Below are 22523 nucleotides of genomic sequence, written 5' to 3' on the forward strand. Positions count from 1 at the left end.
TTGCAAGGGCGTGACGGCGAGGCATTCTATGCAGCAAAACGTCATGCGATGAGGCCGCGAGGGCATCTGGGCTCTTGGGGGCGTTCTGGCGAGGGGAGGGGCGTTGGCACAAGCCGATAACAGGGGCGACCCCGCAGGCGGCGTTCCGGCGCGGGTGCGATCCGAAATCGCTCAGCGTGAAAGCGAGGCAGAGCGCCTGATCGGCTGGATCCAGCTGGCGATGGTGCTGTTCTTTGCAGTGCTTTACACGCTCGCGCCCCGGGCGGAAGGCGGCGGCGGATTCAACTTCGTCCCCCTTGCTCTTGGCGCCTACTTCCTCTTCACGATCCTGCGCCTGGTCCTGTCGTACCGGATGGTCCTGCCGTTTTGGTATCTGGTGATCTCGATCATCGTCGACGTGGCGCTGTTGTGCGGGCTGATCTTCTCTTTCCACATCCAGTACGCCCAGCCGGCAACCTTCTATCTGAAGGCGCCGACGCTGATGTATCTGTTCCTCTTCATATCGTTGCGGGCGCTGCGCTTCGAACCGCGCTTCGTGCTGATCACCGGTCTTGTCGGAGCGCTCGGCTGGGGAGCGCTCGTGCTCTACGCCATCGTCCAGGGCATGGGGACCATGTCCATCACCCGCAACTACGTTGAGTACCTGACCTCCAACGCGATCCTTATCGGCGCGGAACTGGACAAGGTAATCGTCGTGCTCGGTGTCACGATGTGCCTCTCTGTCGCGCTTTACCGCGGTCGCAGGATGTTCTTCGAGGCGGTGCGCGATCATACGGCGGCCGAAGACCTGCGACGGTTCTTCGCGCCAGAGGTCGCCCGGTCGATCACCGGCGCCGAGGAGGAACTGGTGGCCGGGCAGGGCAGCCTGCGCGATGTCGCGGTCATGATGGTCGATATCCGCGGCTTTACCCGTATTGCGGCGAGCCTGCCTCCCGAGACCGTGATGGTGGTCCTCTCCCGATACCAGGAATCTGTGCTCGAGGTGATTGCGCGCCACGGCGGCGAAGTCGATAAGTTTCTCGGCGACGGAGTTCTTGCAACCTTCGGAGCTGCGCGGGCGAGCTCGACGGCGGTTGCGGACGCCCTGCGCGCTGGCATTGAACTGCCGGAGACGTTTGCCGCCCTGGCGCCGGAACTTTCGGCTCTCGGCTGGCCGGAGCCATTGCGGGCAGGCGCGGCCATTGCGTCCGGCCCGGTCACGGTCGGGGTCGTCGGTGCAGCCGGCCGGCTGGAGTTCACCGTTATCGGAGACGCGGTGAACCGGGCGGCAAAGCTGGAAGATGCCAACAAGGGGCAGGGCTCCATCGTGCTTACGGACCGCGCGACGTATGAGGCTGCTCTCAAGCAGGGAACCCCGGATTTCGGGCCGGAAATTCGACCTTGTCAGGTCGTTCCCGGACTGTCCGAACCGCTCGATCTCGTTGTTCTCGCATGACGTTAGGTCATGGATGGCAGGTGCTTGACCGGCCGGTCGCTTCCTGCCACCTCTTGCTCACCGATACGGTCCAAGGGAGTGCGCTGCACTTCGATACAATCAGGGAGTGAACATGAAGCTTGGGGAAGGGATTGCCGCTGTCGTAACGGGCGGTGCGTCGGGCCTTGGTGCTGCTACGGCTCGCCGTCTTGCCGCCGCTGGCGTCAAGGTCACGCTGTTCGACATGAACGCGGAGCAAGGCGAGGCGATTGCCAAGGAAATCGGCGGCGCCTTCGTTGCGGTCGACGTGACCAGCAATGACAGCGTGAAGGCCGGCTTTGCCGTCGCTCGTGAGCATTTCGGCGTCGAGCGTATTCTCGTCAACTGCGCGGGCATCGCGCCGGTCGCCAAGACCACCTCGCGCGGCGAGCCGCATCCGCTGGACATGTTCGAGAAGGTCATTGCGGTCAACCTGGTCGGTACCTTCCGCTGCATCGCGCATTCGTCGACGGCGATGGTGGAACTCGACCCCATCACGGCGGATGGCGAGCGCGGCGTGATCGTCTCCACCGCCTCGGTCGCGGCTTTCGACGGCCAGATCGGACAGGTCGCCTATGCCGCCTCCAAGGGCGGTGTTGCAGCCTCGACGCTGCCGATCGCTCGTGACCTGTCGAAGTCCGGCATTCGCGTCATGACCATCGCTCCGGGCATCTTCGAGACGCCGATGTTGCTCGGCCTGTCGCAGGAAGTGCAGGACTCGCTCGGCCAGCAGGTGCCGTTCCCCTCGCGGCTCGGCCGCCCAGCGGAATATGCGGACCTCGTCGCTGCGATCTGCGAGAACCCGATGCTCAATGGCGAGACGATCCGTCTGGATGGTGCGATCCGCATGGCACCGCGCTGATGCGCAGGTGCCTGCAGAGGCTAGCACCGCGCTGATGCGCAGGTGCCTGCAGAGGCTAGCACCGCGCTGATGCGCAGGTGCCTCAGATGGTTGGCACCGTATTCATGAGCACAAAATGAAACCGGCCGCCCAATGGGCGGCCGGTTTTTTCGTATTCAGCGGCTGGTGGCTCAGTCGACGCGGCGCACAGCACCTTCTGCGGCCGAGGTCGCAAGCAGCGCATAGGCCTTCAGGGCCGTGGAGATCTTGCGCGTGCGCTTCTCACCCGGCTTCCAGGCATCCGCGCCCTTGGCTTCCATCTCCGCGCGGCGACGTGCCATTTCCTCGTCAGAGACGACGAGATGGATCGTGCGGTTCGGGATGTCGATCTCGAGCGTGTCGCCCTCCATCGCAAGGCCGATCTCGCCGCCTTCCGCCGCTTCCGGCGAAACGTGGCCGATGGACAGGCCCGAGGTACCGCCGGAGAAGCGCCCGTCGGTGACGAGGGCGCACTTCTTGCCGAGGCCCTTCGACTTCAGATAGCTCGTCGGGTAGAGCATTTCCTGCATGCCGGGGCCGCCACGCGGACCTTCGTAGCGGATCAGCACCACATCACCTGCTTCGATCTTGCCGGTCAGGATGCCGCTGACGGCGCTGTCCTGGCTTTCGAAGATGCGGACGCGACCGGTGAACTTGAGGATGGACTCGTCGACACCCGCCGTCTTCACGATGCAGCCATCGCGGGCGATGTTGCCGTAGAGAACCGCAAGCCCGCCGTCCTGGGAGTAGGCATGCTCCTTGGCGCGGATCACCCCCTTCTCGCGGTCGGTATCGACGCTGTCATAGCGGCAATCCTGGGAGAATGCGGTCTGGCTGGGGATGCCTGCCGGACCGGCGCGGAAGAAGTCGTGAACGCTCTGGCTGGTCGTACGCTTGACGTCCCAGCGATCCAGCGCATCGGCAACGCTCGGCGAATGGACCATCGGCAGCGACGTGTCCAGCAGGCCGGCACGGTCGAGTTCGCCGAGAATGCCCATGATGCCGCCGGCTCGGTGCACATCTTCCATGTGAACATGCGAGACCGACGGAGCGACCTTGCAGAGCACCGGCACCTTGCGCGACAGCTTGTCGATGTCTGCCATCGTGAAGTCGATCTCGCCTTCGCGCGCCGCGGCCAGCAGATGCAGGACGGTGTTGGTCGAGCCGCCCATGGCAATGTCGAGCGACATGGCGTTGTGGAAGGCTTGGCGGTTGGCAATCGAGCGCGGCAGCACGCTCTCGTCGTCCTGCTCATAGTAGCGGCGGGTGACGTCGACGATCAGGTGGCCGGCCTCGACGAACAGTCGCTTGCGGTCCGCGTGGGTGGCGAGCGTCGAGCCATTGCCCGGCAGCGACAGGCCGAGAGCCTCGGTGAGGCAGTTCATCGAGTTGGCGGTGAACATGCCGGAGCAGGAGCCGCAGGTGGGGCAGGCGGACCGCTCGATGGCCTGAACGTCCTCGTCCGACATGCTGTCGTCGGCAGCGGCGACCATTGCATCGACCAGGTCGAGGTGGCGCTCCTTGCCGTCCGCCAGCTTCACCTTGCCGGCTTCCATCGGACCGCCCGAGACGAACACGACCGGGATATTGAGGCGCATCGCGGCCATCAGCATGCCGGGGGTGATCTTGTCGCAGTTGGAGATGCAGACCATGGCGTCGGCGCAATGCGCGTTGACCATGTACTCGACGCTGTCGGCGATGATCTCGCGCGAGGGCAGCGAGTAAAGCATGCCGTCATGGCCCATCGCGATGCCGTCGTCGACGGCGATCGTGTTGAACTCCTTGGCGACGCCGCCGGCAGCCTCGATCTCGCGAGCGACCAGCTGGCCGAGGTCCTTGAGGTGCACGTGGCCCGGCACGAACTGGGTGAAGGAATTGACCACGGCGATGATCGGCTTGCCGAAGTCTCCGTCCTTCATGCCTGTGGCACGCCACAGGCCGCGCGCGCCCGCCATGTTGCGTCCGTGGGTGGTGGTTCTGGACCGGTAAGTCGGCATGCTCGCCTCGATCAGTTCGTATGACTATTAGTTTGGAAGGATGGGGTACGAGATCGGAACCGCCGACGCAAGGAAATTGCGGGACGGGCTCGCAATACGGCCATGCATTGCGCGCAAGGGTGCCGGATCGGGGATACCGATCTCTCGCAATGGCTGAAATTAGCGGTTTTTACACGCTGAGATAGCGCTCGCGGATCGTCGGGTCAGCCTTCAACTCGGCGCTGGTACCGCTCCAGGCGACTTGCCCCTTCTCGACCACCACATGCCGGTCGGCCAGAACCTCCAGCGCCTCGACATTCTTGTCGACCACGAGGATCGACTGGCCGTCACCCTTGAGCCTTTCGAGGCAGGCCCAGATCTCCGCGCGGATCAGCGGAGCCAAGCCTTCAGTCGCCTCGTCGAGGATGAGGAGTTTCGGGTTGGTCATCAGCGCCCGGCCGATGGCGAGCATCTGCTGCTCGCCGCCGGAAAGCTGGTTGCCCATATTGGAGCGGCGCTCTTTGAGCCGCGGAAAGAACTCGTAGACCCGCGACAGGGACCAGCCGGGCGTTGCGCCGAACCGGTTCGCGGAGGTGGCGACGAGGTTCTCTTCCACCGATAGGGTCGGGAACACCTGACGGCCCTCCGGCACCAGGCCGATCCCGCATTGTGCGATCCGATAGGAGGGCGCGCCCGTCAGATCCGCTCCTTCGAAGCGGATCCGGCCATTGCTGGCCGTCATCATTCCCATCAGCGTGCGGATGGTCGTGGTCTTGCCCATGCCGTTGCGGCCCATCAGCGTCACGACTTCGCCGGTGCCGACGGTGAAGCTCATGCCGAACAGCACCTGCGCCGCGCCATAGGCGGCCTCGATGCCGTCCAGTTCCAGCAGATGGCTCATCAGGCGGCCTCCTCGCCAAGATAGGCTTCCCGCACCTTGGTGCTGGCGCGGATCTGGTCCGGCGTGCCGGTCTCGATGATCTGTCCGTAGACGAGCACCGAGATCCGGTCGGCGAGCGCGAAAACCGCACTCATGTCGTGTTCGACCAGAAGCATCGCGTAGCGCCCCTTCAATTGGCCGAGGACCTCGACCAGACGGTCGGTCTCCTCGCGGCCAGTACCGGCCATCGGCTCGTCGAGAAGCAGCAGCTTGGGCTCGCAAGCCATGGCGATGGCAAGCTCCAGCGCGCGCTTTTCCCCATGCGACAGGATGCCGGCCGGCAGGTCAGCGCGATGCGAAAGGCCGAGTTCTGCGAGGCAGGCGAGCGCGCGGTCATTGAGGTCGCGGTCGCGCGAGACGTTGCGCAGAAAGCGGAACGAATGGCCCTGTTTCGCCTGCAGCGCCAGAGCGACGTTCTCGCGGGCGGTGAAGGCAGGCAGGATCTCGGTGATCTGGAACGAGCGCGCAAGCCCGGCACGCGCCCTTGCATGCATCGGCAGATGGGTCACGTCCTCCCCGGCGAAGCGGATGCTGCCTCCGTCCGGGCGCAGCGAGCCGGAAATCTGACCGATCAGCGTGGTCTTGCCGGCGCCGTTCGGACCGATGATCGCGTGGATTTCGCCGGGCAGTACGTCGAGAGAGACGTGGTCGGTGACCTTGAGCGCGCCATAGGCCTTGGTGAGGTCCTGAAGCTGCAGGATCGGATCAGCCATTCTTGCGTCCTCCGCCGAGCATTGCGGTCAGGCCGCCCTTGCCGAACAGCACGACCAGGACGAGGAGCGGGCCGAAGATCAGCCGCCAGTGTTCGGTGAAAAGTGCCAGCACCTCTTCCAGTATGAGGAAGCTTGCGGCCCCGACGATGGAGCCTGCGAGCGAACCGAGACCGCCGAGTACCACCATGACGATGAGTTCGCCCGACCGGTGCCAGGACATGTAGGCCGGCGACACGAAGTTTGTGGCATTGGCCAGCAGCGCACCGGCAACACCGGCCATCATTCCCGCGATCACATAGGCGACCAGCCGGTACCAGTAGGGATCGATGCCGACGGCCCGCAGCCGCATCTCGCTCTGCTTGGCGCCCTGCAGAACCCGGCCGAAACGGGAAGCGACGATGACCCGGGCGATGACATAGCTCAGCATCAGCATGCCAAGGACGACATAGTAGAACGTTGTCCGGTCGCCGAGGACGGAAGCGCCGAAGATCTCGGTGCGGCCCCAGATGGTCAGCCCGTCGTCGCCGCCGTAGGCGGAGAGAGACGTGGCCGTATAATAGGCCATCTGACCGAAGGCGAGGGTGATCATGATGAAGTAGACGCCGCGCGTCTTCAGGCTGATCGCGCCGGTAATCGCGGCGAACAGGCCGCAGACGAGCAGGGTGACGGGGAGCGAGATAGTCACGTCCCAGTAGCCGTGCTCGGCCAGGATGCCCACGCTATAGGCGCCAAGGCCCAGATAGGCCGCATGGCCGAAGCTGACGAGAGCGCCGAATCCGAGGATCAGCGACAGGCTGAGGGCCGCGATGGCAAATATCATCACGCGGATGGTGAAGAAGACGAAGAACGTATCTTCCAGCACGATGGCCACCGGCGGCAGCAGGGCAAACAGGAGAAACGCGACGCCAGCGATCAGCGTCTCGCGAGAACGCCCCGGTGCAGGGGGAGCTGCACTCGTTGCGGGCTCTGTCGTGGAGAGGGGACTTGCAGTCATCGGCTCAGCCTCCACGTGCCGGGAAGAGGCCGGTCGGCCGGAAGAACAGGACCGCAGCCATCAGGAGATAGATCAGCATCGAGGCGATGGCCGGGCCGACGCTGTTGGCGGCAGACGGCGACATCACCAGCTTGGCAATGTCGGTGGCAAAGCCTCGGCCGAGCGTGTCGACGAGCCCGACGATCAGCGCAGCGATGAAGGCGCCGCGGATCGAGCCGATGCCGCCGATCACGATGACAACGAAGGCCAGGATCAGGAGGTTGTCGCCCATGCCCGGCTCGACGACCAGGATCGGCGCGGCGAGAATGCCGGCAAAGCCGGCAAGCATGGTGCCGAAGCCGAAGACCAGCATGAAGAGGCGGCGGATGTCGACGCCCAGTGCCGCGACCATCGGCGCGTTGGTGGCGCCGGCGCGCACCAGCATACCGGCGCGGGTGCGGGTGACGAGGATGTAGAGCACGGCCGCAACGACCAGGCCGGCAACGATCAGCGCGATGCGGTAGACCGGATAGAGCAGGCCGTCCATCAGCTCGAAGGAACCGCTCAGCAGGTCCGGCATCGGCAGGGTCAGCGGGGTCGAGCCCCAGACCGTGCGGACCGCCTCGTTGAGAAACAGAATGATGCCGAAGGTCGCGAGCACCTGATCCAGGTGGTCTCGATCGTAGAGGTGTCGGAAGACCAGCAGCTCAAGCACAAGACCAACGACCAGTGCGCCGAGCATGCCGAACAGCAGGGCGCCCCAGAAGGTGCCGGTAAGGCTGTATCCGGTGACGGCGAGATAGGCGCCGAGCATGTACTGGACGCCGTGCGCCAGGTTGATGAAGTCCATGACGCCGAAGACCAGCGTCAGTCCAGCGGCGATCAGGAACAGCAGGATGCCGAGTTGCAGGCCGTTCAGCGTCTGGACGGCAAGAAGGGTGGCGCTCAACGGACCGGCCTCGTCGGTTGCGCAAGCTTTGCGGTGGGATGGGGTCGGGCGAAAGTCCCGCCGGGGCGTGCACATGCCCCGGCGGGGAACTGCATCAGTTCATTCCGCACTCGCCGACATAGGCGTCGATCTTGTCGTCGAACACCATCTCGACGGTCTCTGTGGCATACTTGCCGTCGTCGCGCTTCACGGCCTTCACCACATACACGTCCTGGATCGGGAAGTGGTTGGTGTTGAACTTGAACTCGCCGCGCACGCTTTCGAACGGAGCTTCCTTCATCGCGGCCATCAGCTTGGCCTTGTCGGCCTTGCCGCCGGCCTTCTTCACGGCGCCGTCGATCAGGCGTGCCGCGTCGTAGCCCTGCGAGGCGTAGATGGACGGCACGTAGCCGTATTCAGCTTCGAAGGCGGCGACGAAGGCCTTGTTGGCCTCGTTGTCGAGGTTCGGCGCCCACTGCGCGCCCGACAGCAGGCCGAGTGCGGTGTCCTGGGTTGCCGGCAGTGTCGTCTCGTCGACGGTGAAGGCCGACAGGAACGGCACCTGACCGGACAGGCCGGCCTGGGCATACTGCTTGACGAGGTTGACGCCCATGCCGCCCGGCATGAACACGAACACGGCGTCCGGCTTGGCCGCGGCGATCTTGGTCAGCTCCGAGGAGAAGTCGAGCTGGCCGAGCTGCGTGTACATCTCGTCGACGATTTCGCCCTTGAAGTAGCGCTTGAAGCCGGCGAGCGAGTCCTTACCAGCCTGGTAGTTCGGCGCCATGATGACCATGCGCTTGTAGCCGGCGTCCTCGGCATACTTGCCCATCGCCTCATGGTTCTGGTCGTTCTGGTAGGACGTGGTGAAGAAGTAGGGCGAGCAGGCCTTGCCGGCGATCGGCGAAGGACCGGCATTGCCGCCGACGAAGATCGTCTCGGCATCGATGATCGGCTTGTAGACGGCCATCATCACGTTGGAGAAGACGATGCCGGCCAGCATGTCGACCTGGTCGCGCTCGATCAGGCCGCGCACCTTGGTCAGGGCCGCATCCGGCTTCAACTCGTCGTCGACCACCAGAACCTCGGTGTCGAGACCGCCGAGCTTGCCGCCTGCCTGCTTCACGCCGAGCAGGAAGCCATCGCGCATGTGCTCGCCAAGTGCGGCCGGCGGGCCGGACAAGGTGGCGAGGAATCCGATCTTCAGGCTTTCGGCCTGAGCGGCCATGCCGGTCAGGCCAAGCGCCGCTGCGGCTACTGCCGCCGTGAACATACGCTTCATTCTAGTCTCCCCTCAGGACCGCCCGCATCGAGGCCCCCTGGCCCCTGCGTGCATCTGGATGGCATATGGTCGTTATCGCGGCTGTTTGGCCGCACCCGCTCTCCCGGCGGTCTGGAAATATTTTAAGCCTAAAATATTTCCTCTGTGAAGCCCCGTCATGCACAGACCAGCAAGTTAAGCATGCGGAAAGCGGAAACCGAATAGGCTCCAAGGGTTTTCAGGTGTGCATCGTGCGAGAGCATCTGGGGCAAACGGCCGAAAGGGTGGCAATGAGGGTGGCTTGGCACGGGAAGGGGAGAGCATCTGCGAGTGCTGCGGCACTTGCCGGCGCGCTCGCATGTGTGCTGGCGATGCCGCCGGCCGCACATGCTGATTCCGGCCCGGAGCCGGTTGATCCGGCCATGTCGCAAGCCTGCGCCGACATGGCCGCCGACTTTGCCGACCAGGACACACCGCGAGGCCCGGATGCGGGCGATGTTGCAGCTGCCGGCATCGATGGAGCAATCATCGGAGGCTTGGCCGGGCGCGACCGTTTCGGGACGGGCTGGAGTCCGGGAGGTGCTGCGCGCGGCGCACGTACCGGCGGCGGAATTGCCGCGCTCGAGGGGCTCGGCCGGGTGGACGAGCAGGCTTGGCAGGCCGCCTTCGACAGGGCTTATGCCGCCTGCATGGCGGGCAAGCCGCGCCCGCTGACCCGCCGGGAGCGCTGCCGGTCGACGGGTGTCGTTGTGGGAAGCGGGCAGCAGGGCGGCGTCGGCGTTTCCTCGCGCCGGGATTGCGACTGACGGCCGACCCGCCTCAGGCTTTCCGGTTGCCGTCCATGGGCGCCTGCGGTCCTTGCTGCACCAGCCAGCGCAGAAGCCATTCCAGCGGTCCCTGGCGCCCCGTGCGCTGCCAGGCGAGGGCGAAGAGGATCTGGGCGACGTTGATTGCGAACGCCGCCAACAGAAGCTGATGGTGCTCCATCGATCCGAACAGCCCGAAACCGAAGCCGTAGAACACGATGCCGCAGATCACCGTCTGGCCGATATAGACGGTAAGGGGGATCTTGCCGACCGCTACGAACGGCGCGAGCAGGATCCGCCCTGCGCTCCCGCGCGCCAGGAGGTTGGCCAGACCGATCAGGCCCAGACCGATCAACAGTCGGCGAAGATTGTAGAAATAGGCATCCCATGACCCGAGCGACCAGCTCTCGAAGCCCGGGATCGCGTTGGTGCCGTGCACCAGGAAGCCGAGGAAGATACCGCCCGACAGTCCGACGAGCGCCATCGCGGCATACTGCCCGGTGCTCCAGCTGCCCGAAAAGGCTCCCAGGCGATAGAGGGCCATGCCGAAGAACATCATCGCGCCGACATCGAGGATGTGGTCCGTGAAGAACAGCGTTGTCTGCTCCTGGAAGGTTTCGGGGGCAAGGTTTCGCACCACATCGGTATAGCCGGCGAGGCGTTCGTCCATCTCCGCCAGAGCCATGCGCTCCAGCTCCTCGAACATGGCGGCCTCGTCGTCGCTCTCCTGCTGTTCGGTATCTGGCTGGGTGCTGTCGTCCTGCGGCTGGGCGAGGGGAGGCTGAGTGGCCTCCGCCGGCTGCGTGTCGATTCCGTCGCCCGGTTGCACTTGTTCGCTCTGGGCGGCCTCGAATGCGTCGCTCGAGATCTGGTCCAGCGACAGGCCGGTTCCGTCCTTGAACGAGGAGATGGCGAAGATCACCAGTCCGATCGCCAGTAGCTTGCGGCCCGACAGGTTGCGAAAGACGAACAGGAACATGCCGAGGAGGCCGTAGACGTAGAGCACGTCATGCGGCCACAGCAGCAGGTATCCGTGGACGATGCCGAACACGATCAGCCACATCAGCCGGCGGAAGTAGAGGTCCGCCGCAGCCAGGCCGCCCGGGTTTCGGGCGTGCCGTTCCATCAGCAGGATCGCGGTCGCGCCGAAGATCAGCGAGAACAGCCCGCGCATCGTGCCATCTACGAAGATGACCACGAACAGCCAGGAGGCGACGTTCGAGACGACGGCCTCGCCCCATTCCTCAGGGAGGGAGAACGCGACCGCCGGCATGCCGAAGACGAAGATGTTGCGCCACAGGATGCCGAGGGCCGCAAGGCCGCGCAGGGCGTCCAGCACGACCAGGCGGCTCGACCCGTTCGCGCTGGCGAGCGAGTCGGCGCTGGTCCGACGGATGCTTTGATCCACGTTCTGATGTCCGGAAAAGGTGAAAACTCGCGCGAATGCTTACTCTCGAGCGTCGAGTCGCACAAGCGCGATTGCAAAGGGCGCGGCCTGCTGCCGCAGGTCGCGCCCCTTGCCGTTTCGCCGGTTTTCCGGGTCTATTCCGCGGCTTCGCGGTAGGCCGGGTTGTGCGTCTTCGGCTTGGCCTTGAGCTTCAGCTCCTTCAATTCCTCGCGAGCGCGCTCGGCATTGCGCAGCAGTTGGAACTTGCCCGGCTGGTACTGCTTCGGCGCGAAAATATCGCCGGCGCCGTAGTCGCCGGCCGCGCGGAGCGTGAAAGCCGGATCCGCCAGATGCGGACGCCCCAGCGCGATCAGGTCGGCGCGTCCTGCCGCCAGGATCGTGTTGGCCTGGTCCGCCGAGGTGATGGCGCCGACTGCCATCGTGGCAATATCGGCCTCGTTGCGGATCTGGTCTGCAAAGGAGGTCTGGAACATGCGGCCGTAGACCGGCGAACTGGCCGGGCTGGTTTGTCCGGTGGAGACGTCGATGAGGTCTGCCCCGGCCTGCGCGAAGGCGCGGGCGATCACCACGCTGTCGTCGCCGGTGATGCCGCCCTCGATCCAGTCCGTCGCTGAAACGCGGACCGACATCGGCTTGTCCTTCGGCCAAGCCGCCCGCATCGCCTCGAACACCTCCAGCGGATAGCGCAGGCGGTTCTCGATGGAGCCGCCATACTCGTCGTCACGCTGGTTTGTGACCGGCGACAGGAAGCTGGCCAGCAGGTAGCCGTGGGCGCAGTGCAGCTCGATCATGTCGAAGCCGCAGGCGATCGCCCGTTCGACGGCGGCGACGAAATCCGCCTTCACCGCATCCATGTCCGCCCGGTCCATCGCCTTTGGCGTCTGGCTCTCCGGATAGTAGGGCAGGGCGGACGCCGACAGGATCGGCCATGCCTCGGCTTCGGGAAGCGGACGGTCCATGCCCTCCCACATCAGCTTCGAGGCGCCCTTGCGTCCGGCATGGCCGAGCTGCAGACAGATCTTTGCCTCGGACTGTCCGTGGACGAAATCGACGATGCGCGTCCAGGCTGCCTGCTGCTCGTCGGTCCATAGGCCTGCGCAGCCCGGGGTGATGCGGGCGGTCGGCGAAACGCAGGTCATCTCCGTGAAGACCAGACCTGCGCCGCCCATGGCGCGCGAGCCATAGTGGACAAGGTGGAAGTCCTGCGGCATGCCGTCGACGGCGGAATACATGCACATCGGCGAGACGACGAAGCGGTTCGAGACCTGCATCTCACGCAGCCGCAGCGGCTGGAAGGCGGGCACCGTCGGGTCCTGCGTGTCGACGTCGAGACCGGACGCCTTGACCTTCTCGGCAAAGGCGCGGGTCGCGGCTGCCACGAAGTCGGGCGCGCGCAGCTCCAGATTGTCGTAGGTGATCGCCTTGGAACGGGTCATCACGCCGAAGGCGAAGGTGACCGGATCCATGTGCCAGTAGCGCTTCACGTGCTCGAACCACACCAGCGACACGTCCGCCGCGTGCTGGGTCTTCTCCACCTCTTCGCGGCGCGTTTCCTCGAAATCGGCAAGAGCGTCGGCAATGCTCGGCTTGCGCATGACGCTCTCGTAGAGCGCGATGGCGTCCTCCATGGCCAGCTTGGTGCCGGACCCGATGGAGAAGTGGGCCGTCGACTTGGCGTCGCCCAGCAGCACCACATTGCCCATCGTCGTGCGGGCGTTGCGGATCATCGGGAAGTTGCGCCACATCGAGCGGTTGATCAGCAGCTTGTGGCCGTCGAGCTCCTCCGCGAACACGCCTTCCAGGAAGTCGGCGGATTCCTGCTCCGACATCGCACCGATGCCGGCCTTCTCGAAGGTCTCCGGATCGGTCTCCAGGACCCAGGTCGAGCGGCCCGGCTCATACTGGTAGGTGTGAGCGATGAAGATGCCGTGCTCGGTTTCCTTGAAGTAGAAGGTGAAGGCGTCGAGCGGCTTGGTGGAGCCCATCCATGTGAACTTGTTCGGGCGCATGTCGACGGACGGGCGGAAGTGGTCCCGATGCGCCTCGCGCACCGCCGAATTGATGCCGTCGGCTGCGACGATCAGGTCGGCGTCGGGGAACTGTTCGATACCCGGCACGTCCGCCTGGAAGTGCATCTCCACACCCAGTTCGCGGGCGCGCTCCTGCAGGAGCAGCAGCAGCGTACGGCGGGAGCAGCCGCAGAAACCGTTGCCGCCGACACGGAAGCTCGCGTCCTTGTAGTGGATCGCGATGTCGTCCCAATAGGCGAAGTTCTCGGTGATGGCGCGATAGCTCTCGCGGTCGTATTTCTCGAAGGTTTCCAGCGTCTGGTCGGAAAACACCACGCCGAAGCCGAACGTGTCGTCCGCCCGGTTGCGTTCATGCACGGTGATGCGGGCCGACGGGCGCGCCTTCTTCATGAGGATCGCGAAATAGAGCCCTGCCGGGCCGCCGCCGATGACCTCGATACGCATGACCAGATCCTTCCCTGTCCGTTCTCGGTTTGCGGGACATCGCCGCCGGCTGGATCTCCGCTGGCCTCCCGTCGGGCCAGCGTGCTGCCGGTATCGGGTCGCCGCATGGATGCGCTTGCGTCCCCCTCGCAGATATTTTAAGCTTAAAATAATTCGGGACGCAACGTCGTTCTGGTGGTGCGGCAACGACCGGAAAATTTCGGGGAGAGGCATGGCGAAAGAGGCTCCGTTTCACGGCCGTCACGCCCTGGTAACCGGGGGAACGCGCGGTATCGGGCTTGCCATCGCCCGCCGGCTGATCGCTGGCGGAGCGACCGTCACCATCCTCGGTCGGAACGCCGAGCGGGCGGCAGAGACCGCGCGCGAGATCGGGGCAGCGGGCTTTGCTGCCGCAGATGTCACCGACCGCGACGCCCTGACCGAGGTGCTCCGCAAGGCCGCCGCCGAGCACGGCCGGATTGCCATCCTCGTCAACAATGCCGGCCAGGCCGAGAGCGCGCCCTTTCTCAAGACGTCGCCCGAGCGCTTCGAACGGATGTTCTCCGTCAATCTGATGAGCATCGTGAACGCCTGCCATGCCGTGCTTCCGGACATGATCGAGGCTGGCGAGGGGCGCATCGTCAACGTCGCCTCCACCGCCGGGCTCAAGGGCTACCGCTATGTTTCGGCCTATGTGGCCGCCAAGCATGCGGTGATCGGCCTGACGCGCTCTCTGGCACTCGAAACAGCCGAGACCGGCGTGACCGTCAATGCGGTCTGTCCCGGGTTCGCCGATACCGATCTGGTGCGCGAGAGCGTTGCGAAGATCCGCGAGAAGACGGGCCGCGAAGAGGCGGACATCATCGCGGACATGGTGCGCGATAACCCGCAGAAGCGGCTGATCGATCCCGATGAGGTGGCAGATACGGTCGCCTGGCTTGCGGGAGACGCCGCCCGCTCGGTGACGGGGCAGGCGATTGCGGTCGCCGGCGGTGAGGTGATGTGAGGGCGGGCCGATGGATGAGACCGGAAATGGCGGCATGACGGGCGGTGAAGCGAACACTGCCGCGATCCTGCTCGACGCGGAAACTCGCGTGCATGGCGACGATCATCGCGCGGAGCTGCGGCTCTGGCTGCGCCTGCTGACCCTGACGAACCTGATCGAAAGCGAGATCCGCTCGCGGTTGCGCGGCGAGTTCGATGTGACGCTGCCGCGTTTCGACCTGATGGCGCAGCTGGAAAAGGCGCCCGGCGGGCTGACCCTCGGCGACCTGTCCCGGCGCATGATGGTCTCGGCCGGCAATGTCACCGGCCTTGTCGAGCGTCTCGTCCAGGATGGGCTTGTCGAGCGGCGCCCCGCGCCGGGCGACCGACGCTCGGCCCTCGTCAGTCTTACGCCGGAAGGGCGCTCCGGCTTCGAGGCGATGGCGCATGCCCATGGCGACTGGATCGGCGATCTTTTCGCGGACCTTTCCGATGCCGACATCGACGACCTGATGCGCCTGTTGGGACGGGCGAAGACATCGGCACGCACCGCTGCCGACCCGACACGCACAACGACTTCCACCGACAAGGAGCCGTCCAATGGCTGATGCCGCCGTTTCCGCCCCGCCCGCTGGCGCGCAGGAGACCTATTCGATCACGCTACCCGTGCGGGAGTATCGGCCGACCCATTTCCGTCTGGACGTGGACGGCAAGACGGCGGTGATCACGCTGAACCGGCCGGAGCGCAAGAACCCGCTCACCTTCCATTCCTATGCGGAGCTGCGCGACCTGTTCCGCGCCCTGCAGTTCGACGAGGAAGTGAAGACGGTGGTCGTGACCGGCGCCGGCGGCAATTTCTGCTCGGGCGGCGACGTCTTCGAGATCATCGAGCCGCTCCTTTCGCGCGACATGCCGGGGCTGCTGCAGTTCACCCGCATGACCGGCGAACTGGTCAAGGCGATGCGTGCGTGCCCGCAGCCGATCGTTGCGGCCATCGACGGCATCTGCGTCGGCGCTGGGGCCATCGTTGCCATGGCATCGGACCTGCGCGTCGGCACGGCGGGTGCCAAGGTCGCGTTCCTGTTCAACCGCGTGGGCCTTGCCGGCTGCGACATGGGCGCCTGCGCCATCCTGCCGAGGATCATCGGGCAGGGACGTGCCTCGGAGCTTCTTTACACCGGTCGCGTCATGAGCGGCGAGGAGGCCGAACGCTGGGGCTTCTTCAACCGACTGGCGGCGCCCGAAGCCGTGCTCGAGGAGGCAAAGACGCTGGCCGACAGCCTGTCCGCCGGCCCGACGTTCGCCAACGCCATGACCAAGCGCATGCTTCACATGGAGTGGGACATGTCGGTCGACCAGGCCATCGAGGCCGAGGCGCTGGCACAGGCGGTCTGCATGAAGACCGAGGACTACCGCCGCGCCTTCGAGGCCTTTGCCGCGAAGCAGAAGCCTGTCTTCGAGGGTAATTGACGCGCCGTCGTTGAGGAGGAGGATCCGATGACCGACCTGAGCTTTCTCGACTGGCCGTTTTTCGACGATGGGCATCGGGCCTTCGCCGCACGTGTGGAGGCCTTCGCCGCGGCTGAGGTTGCCGGCCTTGCCGATCACCACGACGTCGACGGATCCTGCCGCCGGCTGGTCGCCGCGCTCGGAAGAGCCGGTCTGCTGCGCGCCGCGGTGCCAGCGTCCCATGGCGGCCTGCATGAGCGGCTGGACGTCCGCAGCCTGTGCATCGCCCGGGAAACGCTGGCCCGCTACAACGGCCTCGCCGATTTCGCCTTCGCCATGCAGGGGCTCGGTACGGGTTCGATCACGCTTGCCGGCTCCGACGAGCTGAAGGACCGCTACCTGCCGCCGGTCATGCGCGGCGAGAAGATCGCGGCATTTGCCCTGTCCGAACCCGAGGCCGGGTCGGATGTGGCGGCCCTCGCCACCGTCGTGGAGGCCGACGGGCCGGATCATGTCCGCATCACCGGCGAGAAGACATGGATCTCGAACGGCGGCATCGCCGATCACTATGTGGTTTTCGCCCGCACCGGCGAGGCGCCGGGCGCCCGTGGACTGTCGGCCTTCGTGGTGGATGCCGATGCGGCCGGGTTCTCGGTCAAGGAGCGCATCGACACCGTGGCGCCGCATCCGCTGGCGACCCTGTCCTTCGATGGCGTTCGCGTGCCGCTTTCGGCGCGTCTCGGCCGGCCGGGCGAGGGTTTCAAGGTCGCGATGGCCACGCTCGACATCTTCCGCTCGACCGTTGGCGCAGCCGCGCTCGGCTTTGCGCGACGGGCACTGGCCGACACGCTGGAGCACACCACCAGCCGTCAGCTCTTCGGGGCGCCGCTGGCCGATCTGCAGCTGACCCAAGGCGCGCTCGCCGACATGGTCGCCGACGTCGATGCCGCCGCGCTGCTGGTCTATCGCGCCGCCTGGACCAAGGATATGGGCGCGCCGCGTGTGACCCGCGAAGCGGCGCTGGCCAAGATGGTGGCGACCGAGAATGCCCAGAAGGTGGTGGACCGCGCGGTCCAGCTCCATGGCGGCCACGGCGTGCGCGTCGGCTGCAAGATGGAAGAACTCTACCGCGATGTCCGCGCATTGCGCATCTACGAGGGTGCAACCGAAATCCAGAAGATCGTGATCGCGCGTCAGGCGATCGCCGACCATGCCGCTCGCCGCTCCTCCGCGGCAGCGGCCGAATGACGACCATAAAACGCGCCGGAAACCGGCCGCCCCAACCTTCCACAGGAGTGCCGAATGGCCCGCTCAGCCCACACCGACACCTTCGCGGCGGACAATCTGCCACCGCGTGAGCTCTGGCCCGATTTCATCAATCTGGAGAAGCTCGGCTATCCCGAGCGGATGAACTGTGCAGTCGAGCTGATCGACAAGAACGTTGCGGAAGGCCGCGGCGACAAGCTGGCGCTTGTTTCCCCGACCGAGCGCTGGACCTACGGCGAACTCGCCGAAAAGGTGAACCGGATCGCCAATGTGCTGGTGGCCGATTTCGGCCTGCAGCCGGGCAACCGCGTGCTCCTGCGCTTTCCCAATACGCCGATGATGACGGCGGTCTACTTCGCGATCCTGAAGGCTGGCGGCATTGTCGTCGCCACCATGCCGCTGCTGCGCGCCAAGGAGCTGGCGGTCATCGTGGACAAGGCCGAGCTGTCGTTCGCCGTCTGCGACCATCGCCTTGCCGAAGAGATGGAGCTGACCCGCGGCCGCACCGACCGGCTGACGACGATCCTTTATGCCGGCAGCGGCGACGAAGGCTCGCTGGAGCGCCGCATGGAAGCCGCCTCGCCGGACTTCACGGCCTGCGACACTGCCTCGGATGATGTCTGCCTGCTCGGCTTCACCTCCGGCACGACCGGCGTCCCGAAGGCGACGATGCACTTCCACCGCGACATGCTGGCGATCTGCGACTGCTATTCGCGCGAAGTGCTGCGCCCGCAGGAAAGCGACGTGTTCATCGGCTCGCCGCCGCTCGCCTTCACCTTCGGCCTCGGCGGCCTGGTCCTGTTTCCCTTCCGCGTCGGCGCGACGGCCATCCTGCTGGAGCGGGCCGGCCCCGACGATCTGCTGAAGGCGATCCCGGAGATGCGTCCGACGGTGATGTTCACCGCACCGACCGCCTATCGCGCGATCCTTGCCAAGAAGGGCGATGCGGATCTTTCCTCCTTGCGCAAATGCGTGTCGGCCGGAGAGGCGCTCCCCAAGGCGACCTGGGACGACTGGCAGGCGGCGACCGGCATCCGCATTCTCGATGGCATCGGCGCGACTGAGATGCTGCACATCTTCATTGCCGCGCGCGAGGACGAGGTGCGCCCAGGAGCAACCGGCAAGCCCGTGCCCGGCTATGAGGCGAAAGTCATCGGTGCCGACGGCAAGGAGGTGTCGGACGGCATGCCCGGGCGGCTCGCCGTGCGCGGGCCTACCGGTTGCCGCTATCTCGCCGACGACCGCCAGACCGCCTATGTGATCGACGGCTGGAACGTGACGGGCGATACCTACATCCGCGATGCCGACGGCTACTTCTGGTACCAGGCCCGCTCCGACGACATGATCGTATCGGCAGGCTACAACATCGCCGGCCCGGAGGTGGAAGGCACGATGCTCGCCCACCCGGCAGTTGCCGAATGCGGTGTCGTGGGCGCCCCGGACCCGGATCGTGGCCGTATCGTCAAGGCCTATGTGGTGCTGAAGCCGGGCGTCACCGGTGATGCAGCCCTGGTCAAGACGCTGCAGGACTACATCAAGGCGGAGCTCGCTCCGTACAAGTATCCGCGCGCCATCGAATTCGTCACTGCGCTGCCGCGGACCGAAACCGGCAAGCTGCAGCGTTTCGCGCTGCGCGAGCTGGCGGCTGGAGAGGGCGAACCGCCGGCCGCAAGATCCGCCGCGTCGTGAACGCGAACAATTGAAGATCGGGACCTGGAAGACCCAATGAGCAAGACAGCCGACACCGCCGCCGCGATGCCTGCGCGTGCCTCCGTTCCTTCGCCGCTCGCGGCCCTGCAGCCGGAAGGTTGGCCGACCCCGAGAGGCTATGCCAACGGCATGGCCGGCGAGGGGCGGATGGTGCTGACCGGCGGCCAGATTGGCTGGACACCGGATGGCGTCTTCCCACCCGACTTCCTCGGCCAGATCCGCCAGACGCTTGAAAACGTCGTAGCGGTCGTGGGCGCGGCGGGCGGTGGTCCGGAGCACATCGCCCGGCTGACCTGGTACGTCACGGACATCGATGCCTACCGGGAATGCCTGAAGGAACTCGGCCCGGTCTACCGCGCGGTCATGGGTCGCAACTATCCGGCCATGGCCGTGGTGCAGGTGGTCGCGCTGGTAGAGCCGGAGGCGAAGGTCGAGATCGAGGGAACGGCGATCGTACCGGTGTGAGCGGCCCCGCCGTTCCGCAAGACCTCTTGATTGCATCGTACGGCAAGGGCAGGGTGGCCCTCCTTCGCCACCCTGCCGCCGGACGCACCTTGCGATGAATGTTCTCGACGCGCTCGACAGCCGCTATTCCTGCCGTGCCTTCCGCCCCGATCCGGTGCCGGAGGGTACCGTTCGGGAGATCCTTGTTGCCGCCGGACGCGCGCCGTCGGGCGGCAATCTTCAGCCCTGGCATATCCATGCGCTGACCGGTGCTCCCCTGGCCGAGCTTCTGGCCGACGTCGAGGCGACGATGCAGGAGATGCCGCGCGGCGAGACGCCGGAGTATCGCATCTATCCGGCGGACCTGAAGGAACCCTACGCTTCCCGCAGGTTCGGTGCAGGGGAAGCGCTCTATGCGGCGCTCGGCGTGTCCCGCGAGGACAAGGCGGGCCGCGGCCGCCAGTTCCGCCAGAATTTCCGCCTCTTCGGTGCACCTGTCGGTCTTTTCGTCTATCTCGACCGCTCGATGGGCCCGCCGCAATGGGCCGACTGCGGCATGTTCCTGCAGTCGGTGATGCTGGCCGCTCGCGCGCACGGGCTGCATACCTGTGCCCAGGAAGCCTGGGCACAGTGGCACGGGCTGTTGGCGCGCCATCTGCGGCCCGACCCGGAACACATGTTGTTCTGCGCTATCGCGCTTGGGCATGCGGATGCGGATGCGCCGGTCAACCGTTGGAGGAGCGAGCGCGTTCCGCTCTATGACATCGCAAGCTTCAGGGGATTCTGAGCGCGTGCTTGTGCTGTCTTGCTCCATGTGAAATAGACAGCCGGACCAACGAACGGGACGCGTCCGCCGCCGTGACACCTGCTGCCTACCGACCGGATATTGATGGCCTTCGCGCCGTGGCCGTCCTGTCGGTGGTGGTGTTCCACCTCAATGCGGACTGGCTGCCCGGCGGCTTTGCCGGCGTCGATATCTTCTTCGTCATCTCGGGTTACCTGATCACCGGCATCGTCTGGTCGGAACTTGCTGCCGGACGTTTCACGCTCAAGACCTTCTACCAGCGACGTATTCTGCGCATCGTGCCGGCCTATTATCTGGTGCTTGCCGCAAGCTTTCTCGTTGGGGCTGTCGTGCTGATGCCGGTGGAGTTCGACGCCTTCTCCATGTCGGCGCGGGCATCCGTGCTCTTTGCAGCTAACTTCTGGTTCGCTCAGCGGATCGACTATTTCGACCAGGCCTCTGAGCAGGATCACCTGCTGCATCTCTGGTCGCTGGCGGTCGAGGAACAGTTTTACGTCGTCTTCCCGCTGCTTCTGATGCTGCTCGTGCGCTTTGCCGGTGCGTCCGCACGCAAGGCTCTGTTGCTGGTTCTGGTGCTGGGCGCCGTTTCGCTCGCCGCCAGCATCGCCATGGCCGTACTGGCGCCGCGGGCGGGCTTCTTCATGCCTCACACGCGCGCCTTCGAGCTGATGATCGGCGCGCTGCTCGCGGTATCGGGGGCAGGTGCCGGGCTTTCACCCGCCGCTCGAGAAGTCGCCGGAGGCCTTGGGCTTGCGCTGATCGCTGCCTCCTTCGTTCTTCTGTCGGACGGATTGGCGTATCCCGGCGGCTGGGCGCTATTGCCGTGTGTCGGGGCCGGGCTGGTCATCCTGTCTGGAAAGGGCGCCGAGCCGCGCATCACCTCCGTCCTGCGCTGGCCGGTCTGCATTGGTATCGGCCTTGTCTCCTATTCCCTCTACCTCTGGCACTGGCCGGTGATCGCCTTCGCCCGCACTCTGGGCTTTGACCCCGCTGCGCCGGCAACAACGGTCTCCCTTGTCCTGTTGATGGCGGCTCTTTCGGCAGCGACCTGGCGCTTTGTCGAACAGCCTGTCCGGGGCTGGCGGCACAAGGGGGCGCTACGCGCCTTCGGACTTTTCGCCGGCCTCTCGCTGTCAACGCTGGCGATCACAGCGGTGGTGGAGGCGACCGACGGTTTGCCGCAGCGCATCCCGCCGCATGTGGCCGGGCTGATGGCGGTGAACGAGGAATGGCGCGCCAGCGACCGCCTCGTCTGCATGAGCCGCTGGCGCGAGGAGGACTTTACTCTTGCCGAGCGCGGCCAGCCTGACAGCGTCTGTCGCCTGGGGTCGGATGAGGGGAGAGCCCAGGTGGTGCTTTGGGGCGATTCCCACGCCGCCGCCCTGGCGCCGGGCGTTGATGCCGCACTGACAGAACTCGGCACAGGCGGACTTCTGGTCGCCAAGGCCGGCTGCCCGCCGCTGGTGGATCCGCGTATCGTGGGCTCCGAGCTGGACGGGACATGCCAGCAATTCACGGCACGGGTACTGGACGAGATCGTGACCGCCCGTCCCGATGCCGTGATCCTTGCCGCTCGCTGGACGCTCATCGCCGAGGGCGGTACGGGCGTGGACCTTCGCTTTGCACCGCCCCTTTCGGAATCACAGCGCCTTGCGCGTTTGAACGCGCTTGAGGAAGCGGCCGAGGCTCTCGCAGCTCGGTTCGCTCAGGCAGCAATTCAGGTGATCCTGGTTCACACGGTACCTGAGCCGGGCATCAATGTGCCCTCGGCAATCGCCGTGTCGGATCGTTTCGGCTTTGCAGAGCCTGTCGGGCCTAAGCGTGGCGCTGCACTGGTTCGCCAGCAGTCTACGCGCGCCGCGCTGGAACATACTGCAACGCGCCACAACTGGCGTGTGGTCGATCCGATCGACCCGCTATGCGGCGCCGGTGAGGGTTGCCGGATCGCCGCGGAGGGCGAGCCGCTCTACTTCGATTCCAATCATCTGACGGTGCGCGGCGCCGAAACGCTTTCGCCGGCCCTGGTCGAGGCGCTGGCACCGCTGCTCGGCCGCTACTAGCGGCGCGAGCTGTC

General features: G+C 65.6%; 19 protein-coding genes. 11 read left to right on the forward strand and 8 right to left on the reverse strand.

Features of this window, described 5'->3' with window-relative positions; translation table 11 throughout:
* The first annotated feature begins 220 nt into the window (after window positions 1-220).
* Both H7H34_RS07565 and H7H34_RS07570 read left to right on the forward strand, forming a co-directional pair.
* A complete protein-coding gene (locus tag H7H34_RS07565) occupies window positions 221-1435 on the forward strand; it encodes an adenylate/guanylate cyclase domain-containing protein (RefSeq protein ID WP_185924783.1) in 1215 nt (404 codons plus the stop codon).
* 112 nt (window positions 1436-1547) lie between these two features.
* The gene (locus H7H34_RS07570; protein ID WP_185924784.1) at window positions 1548-2315 is read left to right on the forward strand and encodes an SDR family NAD(P)-dependent oxidoreductase; all 768 of its coding nucleotides are present in this window, start codon (window positions 1548-1550) and stop codon (window positions 2313-2315) included.
* A 170-nt stretch (window positions 2316-2485) separates the two neighbouring features.
* On the opposite strand, the gene ilvD is transcribed toward H7H34_RS07570, so the two are convergent.
* The 6 genes from ilvD to H7H34_RS07600 form a co-directional block, all read right to left on the reverse strand.
* Window positions 2486-4330, reverse strand: coding sequence for a dihydroxy-acid dehydratase (ilvD, locus tag H7H34_RS07575; protein WP_120269170.1), 1845 nt, complete (start codon window positions 4328-4330; stop codon window positions 2486-2488).
* A 169-nt stretch (window positions 4331-4499) separates the two neighbouring features.
* The gene (locus H7H34_RS07580) at window positions 4500-5210 is read right to left on the reverse strand and encodes an ABC transporter ATP-binding protein (RefSeq protein WP_120269171.1); all 711 of its coding nucleotides are present in this window, start codon (window positions 5208-5210) and stop codon (window positions 4500-4502) included.
* Window positions 5210-5962, reverse strand: coding sequence for an ABC transporter ATP-binding protein (locus tag H7H34_RS07585; RefSeq protein ID WP_120269172.1), 753 nt, complete (start codon window positions 5960-5962; stop codon window positions 5210-5212). Before H7H34_RS07585 ends, H7H34_RS07580 begins: the two co-directional genes overlap by 1 nt.
* On the reverse strand, window positions 5955-6956 hold the full coding sequence (locus H7H34_RS07590) for a branched-chain amino acid ABC transporter permease (RefSeq protein ID WP_185924785.1): 1002 nt from the start codon (window positions 6954-6956) through the stop codon (window positions 5955-5957). The genes H7H34_RS07585 and H7H34_RS07590 overlap by 8 nt, the downstream gene beginning before the upstream one ends.
* A gap of 4 nt (window positions 6957-6960) precedes the next feature.
* The gene (locus tag H7H34_RS07595) at window positions 6961-7884 is read right to left on the reverse strand and encodes a branched-chain amino acid ABC transporter permease (protein WP_199681188.1); all 924 of its coding nucleotides are present in this window, start codon (window positions 7882-7884) and stop codon (window positions 6961-6963) included.
* A gap of 94 nt (window positions 7885-7978) precedes the next feature.
* The gene (locus H7H34_RS07600) at window positions 7979-9145 is read right to left on the reverse strand and encodes an ABC transporter substrate-binding protein (RefSeq protein ID WP_120269175.1); all 1167 of its coding nucleotides are present in this window, start codon (window positions 9143-9145) and stop codon (window positions 7979-7981) included.
* 401 nt (window positions 9146-9546) lie between these two features.
* On the opposite strand from H7H34_RS07600, the gene H7H34_RS07605 reads away from it, so the two are divergent.
* A complete protein-coding gene (locus tag H7H34_RS07605; protein ID WP_147421874.1) occupies window positions 9547-9930 on the forward strand; it encodes a hypothetical protein in 384 nt (127 codons plus the stop codon).
* A 13-nt stretch (window positions 9931-9943) separates the two neighbouring features.
* Here the strand turns inward: H7H34_RS07605 and H7H34_RS23715 are convergent, their stop codons facing one another.
* Window positions 9944-11338 carry a DUF418 domain-containing protein gene (locus H7H34_RS23715; RefSeq protein ID WP_185924786.1) on the reverse strand — a complete coding sequence of 465 codons (1395 nt, stop codon included), beginning with the start codon at window positions 11336-11338 and terminating at the stop codon, window positions 9944-9946.
* A gap of 134 nt (window positions 11339-11472) precedes the next feature.
* Complete coding sequence (locus H7H34_RS07615) at window positions 11473-13812, reverse strand: bifunctional salicylyl-CoA 5-hydroxylase/oxidoreductase (protein ID WP_185924787.1); 2340 nt, start codon at window positions 13810-13812, stop codon at window positions 11473-11475.
* A 211-nt stretch (window positions 13813-14023) separates the two neighbouring features.
* Here H7H34_RS07615 and H7H34_RS07620 point away from each other — a divergent pair, with 211 nt between their 5' ends.
* From H7H34_RS07620 to H7H34_RS07655, 8 genes are all read left to right on the forward strand, one after another.
* Complete coding sequence (locus tag H7H34_RS07620) at window positions 14024-14797, forward strand: SDR family NAD(P)-dependent oxidoreductase (RefSeq protein WP_185924788.1); 774 nt, start codon at window positions 14024-14026, stop codon at window positions 14795-14797.
* 10 nt (window positions 14798-14807) lie between these two features.
* Window positions 14808-15383: a MarR family winged helix-turn-helix transcriptional regulator gene (locus H7H34_RS07625; protein ID WP_245165005.1), complete on the forward strand. Its 576-nt coding sequence runs from the start codon at window positions 14808-14810 to the stop codon at window positions 15381-15383.
* Window positions 15376-16245 (forward strand): enoyl-CoA hydratase family protein, encoded by an 870-nt coding sequence (locus H7H34_RS07630; RefSeq protein WP_067222028.1) that lies wholly within the window; start codon window positions 15376-15378, stop codon window positions 16243-16245. Before H7H34_RS07625 ends, H7H34_RS07630 begins: the two co-directional genes overlap by 8 nt.
* 27 nt (window positions 16246-16272) lie before the next feature.
* On the forward strand, window positions 16273-17472 hold the full coding sequence (locus H7H34_RS07635) for an acyl-CoA dehydrogenase family protein (RefSeq protein ID WP_185924789.1): 1200 nt from the start codon (window positions 16273-16275) through the stop codon (window positions 17470-17472).
* A 54-nt stretch (window positions 17473-17526) separates the two neighbouring features.
* Complete coding sequence (locus tag H7H34_RS07640) at window positions 17527-19179, forward strand: benzoate-CoA ligase family protein (RefSeq protein WP_185924790.1); 1653 nt, start codon at window positions 17527-17529, stop codon at window positions 19177-19179.
* Window positions 19180-19215: 36 nt separating this feature from the next.
* Entirely contained in the window at window positions 19216-19665 is a 450-nt protein-coding gene (locus tag H7H34_RS07645; protein ID WP_083206363.1) for a RidA family protein, read from the forward strand.
* 94 nt (window positions 19666-19759) lie between these two features.
* Window positions 19760-20431, forward strand: a complete 672-nt coding sequence (locus H7H34_RS07650) for a nitroreductase (RefSeq protein WP_120269184.1) — start codon at window positions 19760-19762, stop codon at window positions 20429-20431.
* Between the two features lie 71 nt (window positions 20432-20502).
* Entirely contained in the window at window positions 20503-22509 is a 2007-nt protein-coding gene (locus H7H34_RS07655) for an acyltransferase family protein (RefSeq protein WP_185924791.1), read from the forward strand.
* The last annotated feature ends 14 nt before the right edge of the window (window positions 22510-22523 follow it).

It is taken from the genome of Stappia sp. 28M-7 (assembly GCF_014252955.1).
In the GTDB taxonomy this organism is placed as follows: Bacteria; Pseudomonadota; Alphaproteobacteria; order Rhizobiales; family Stappiaceae; genus Stappia.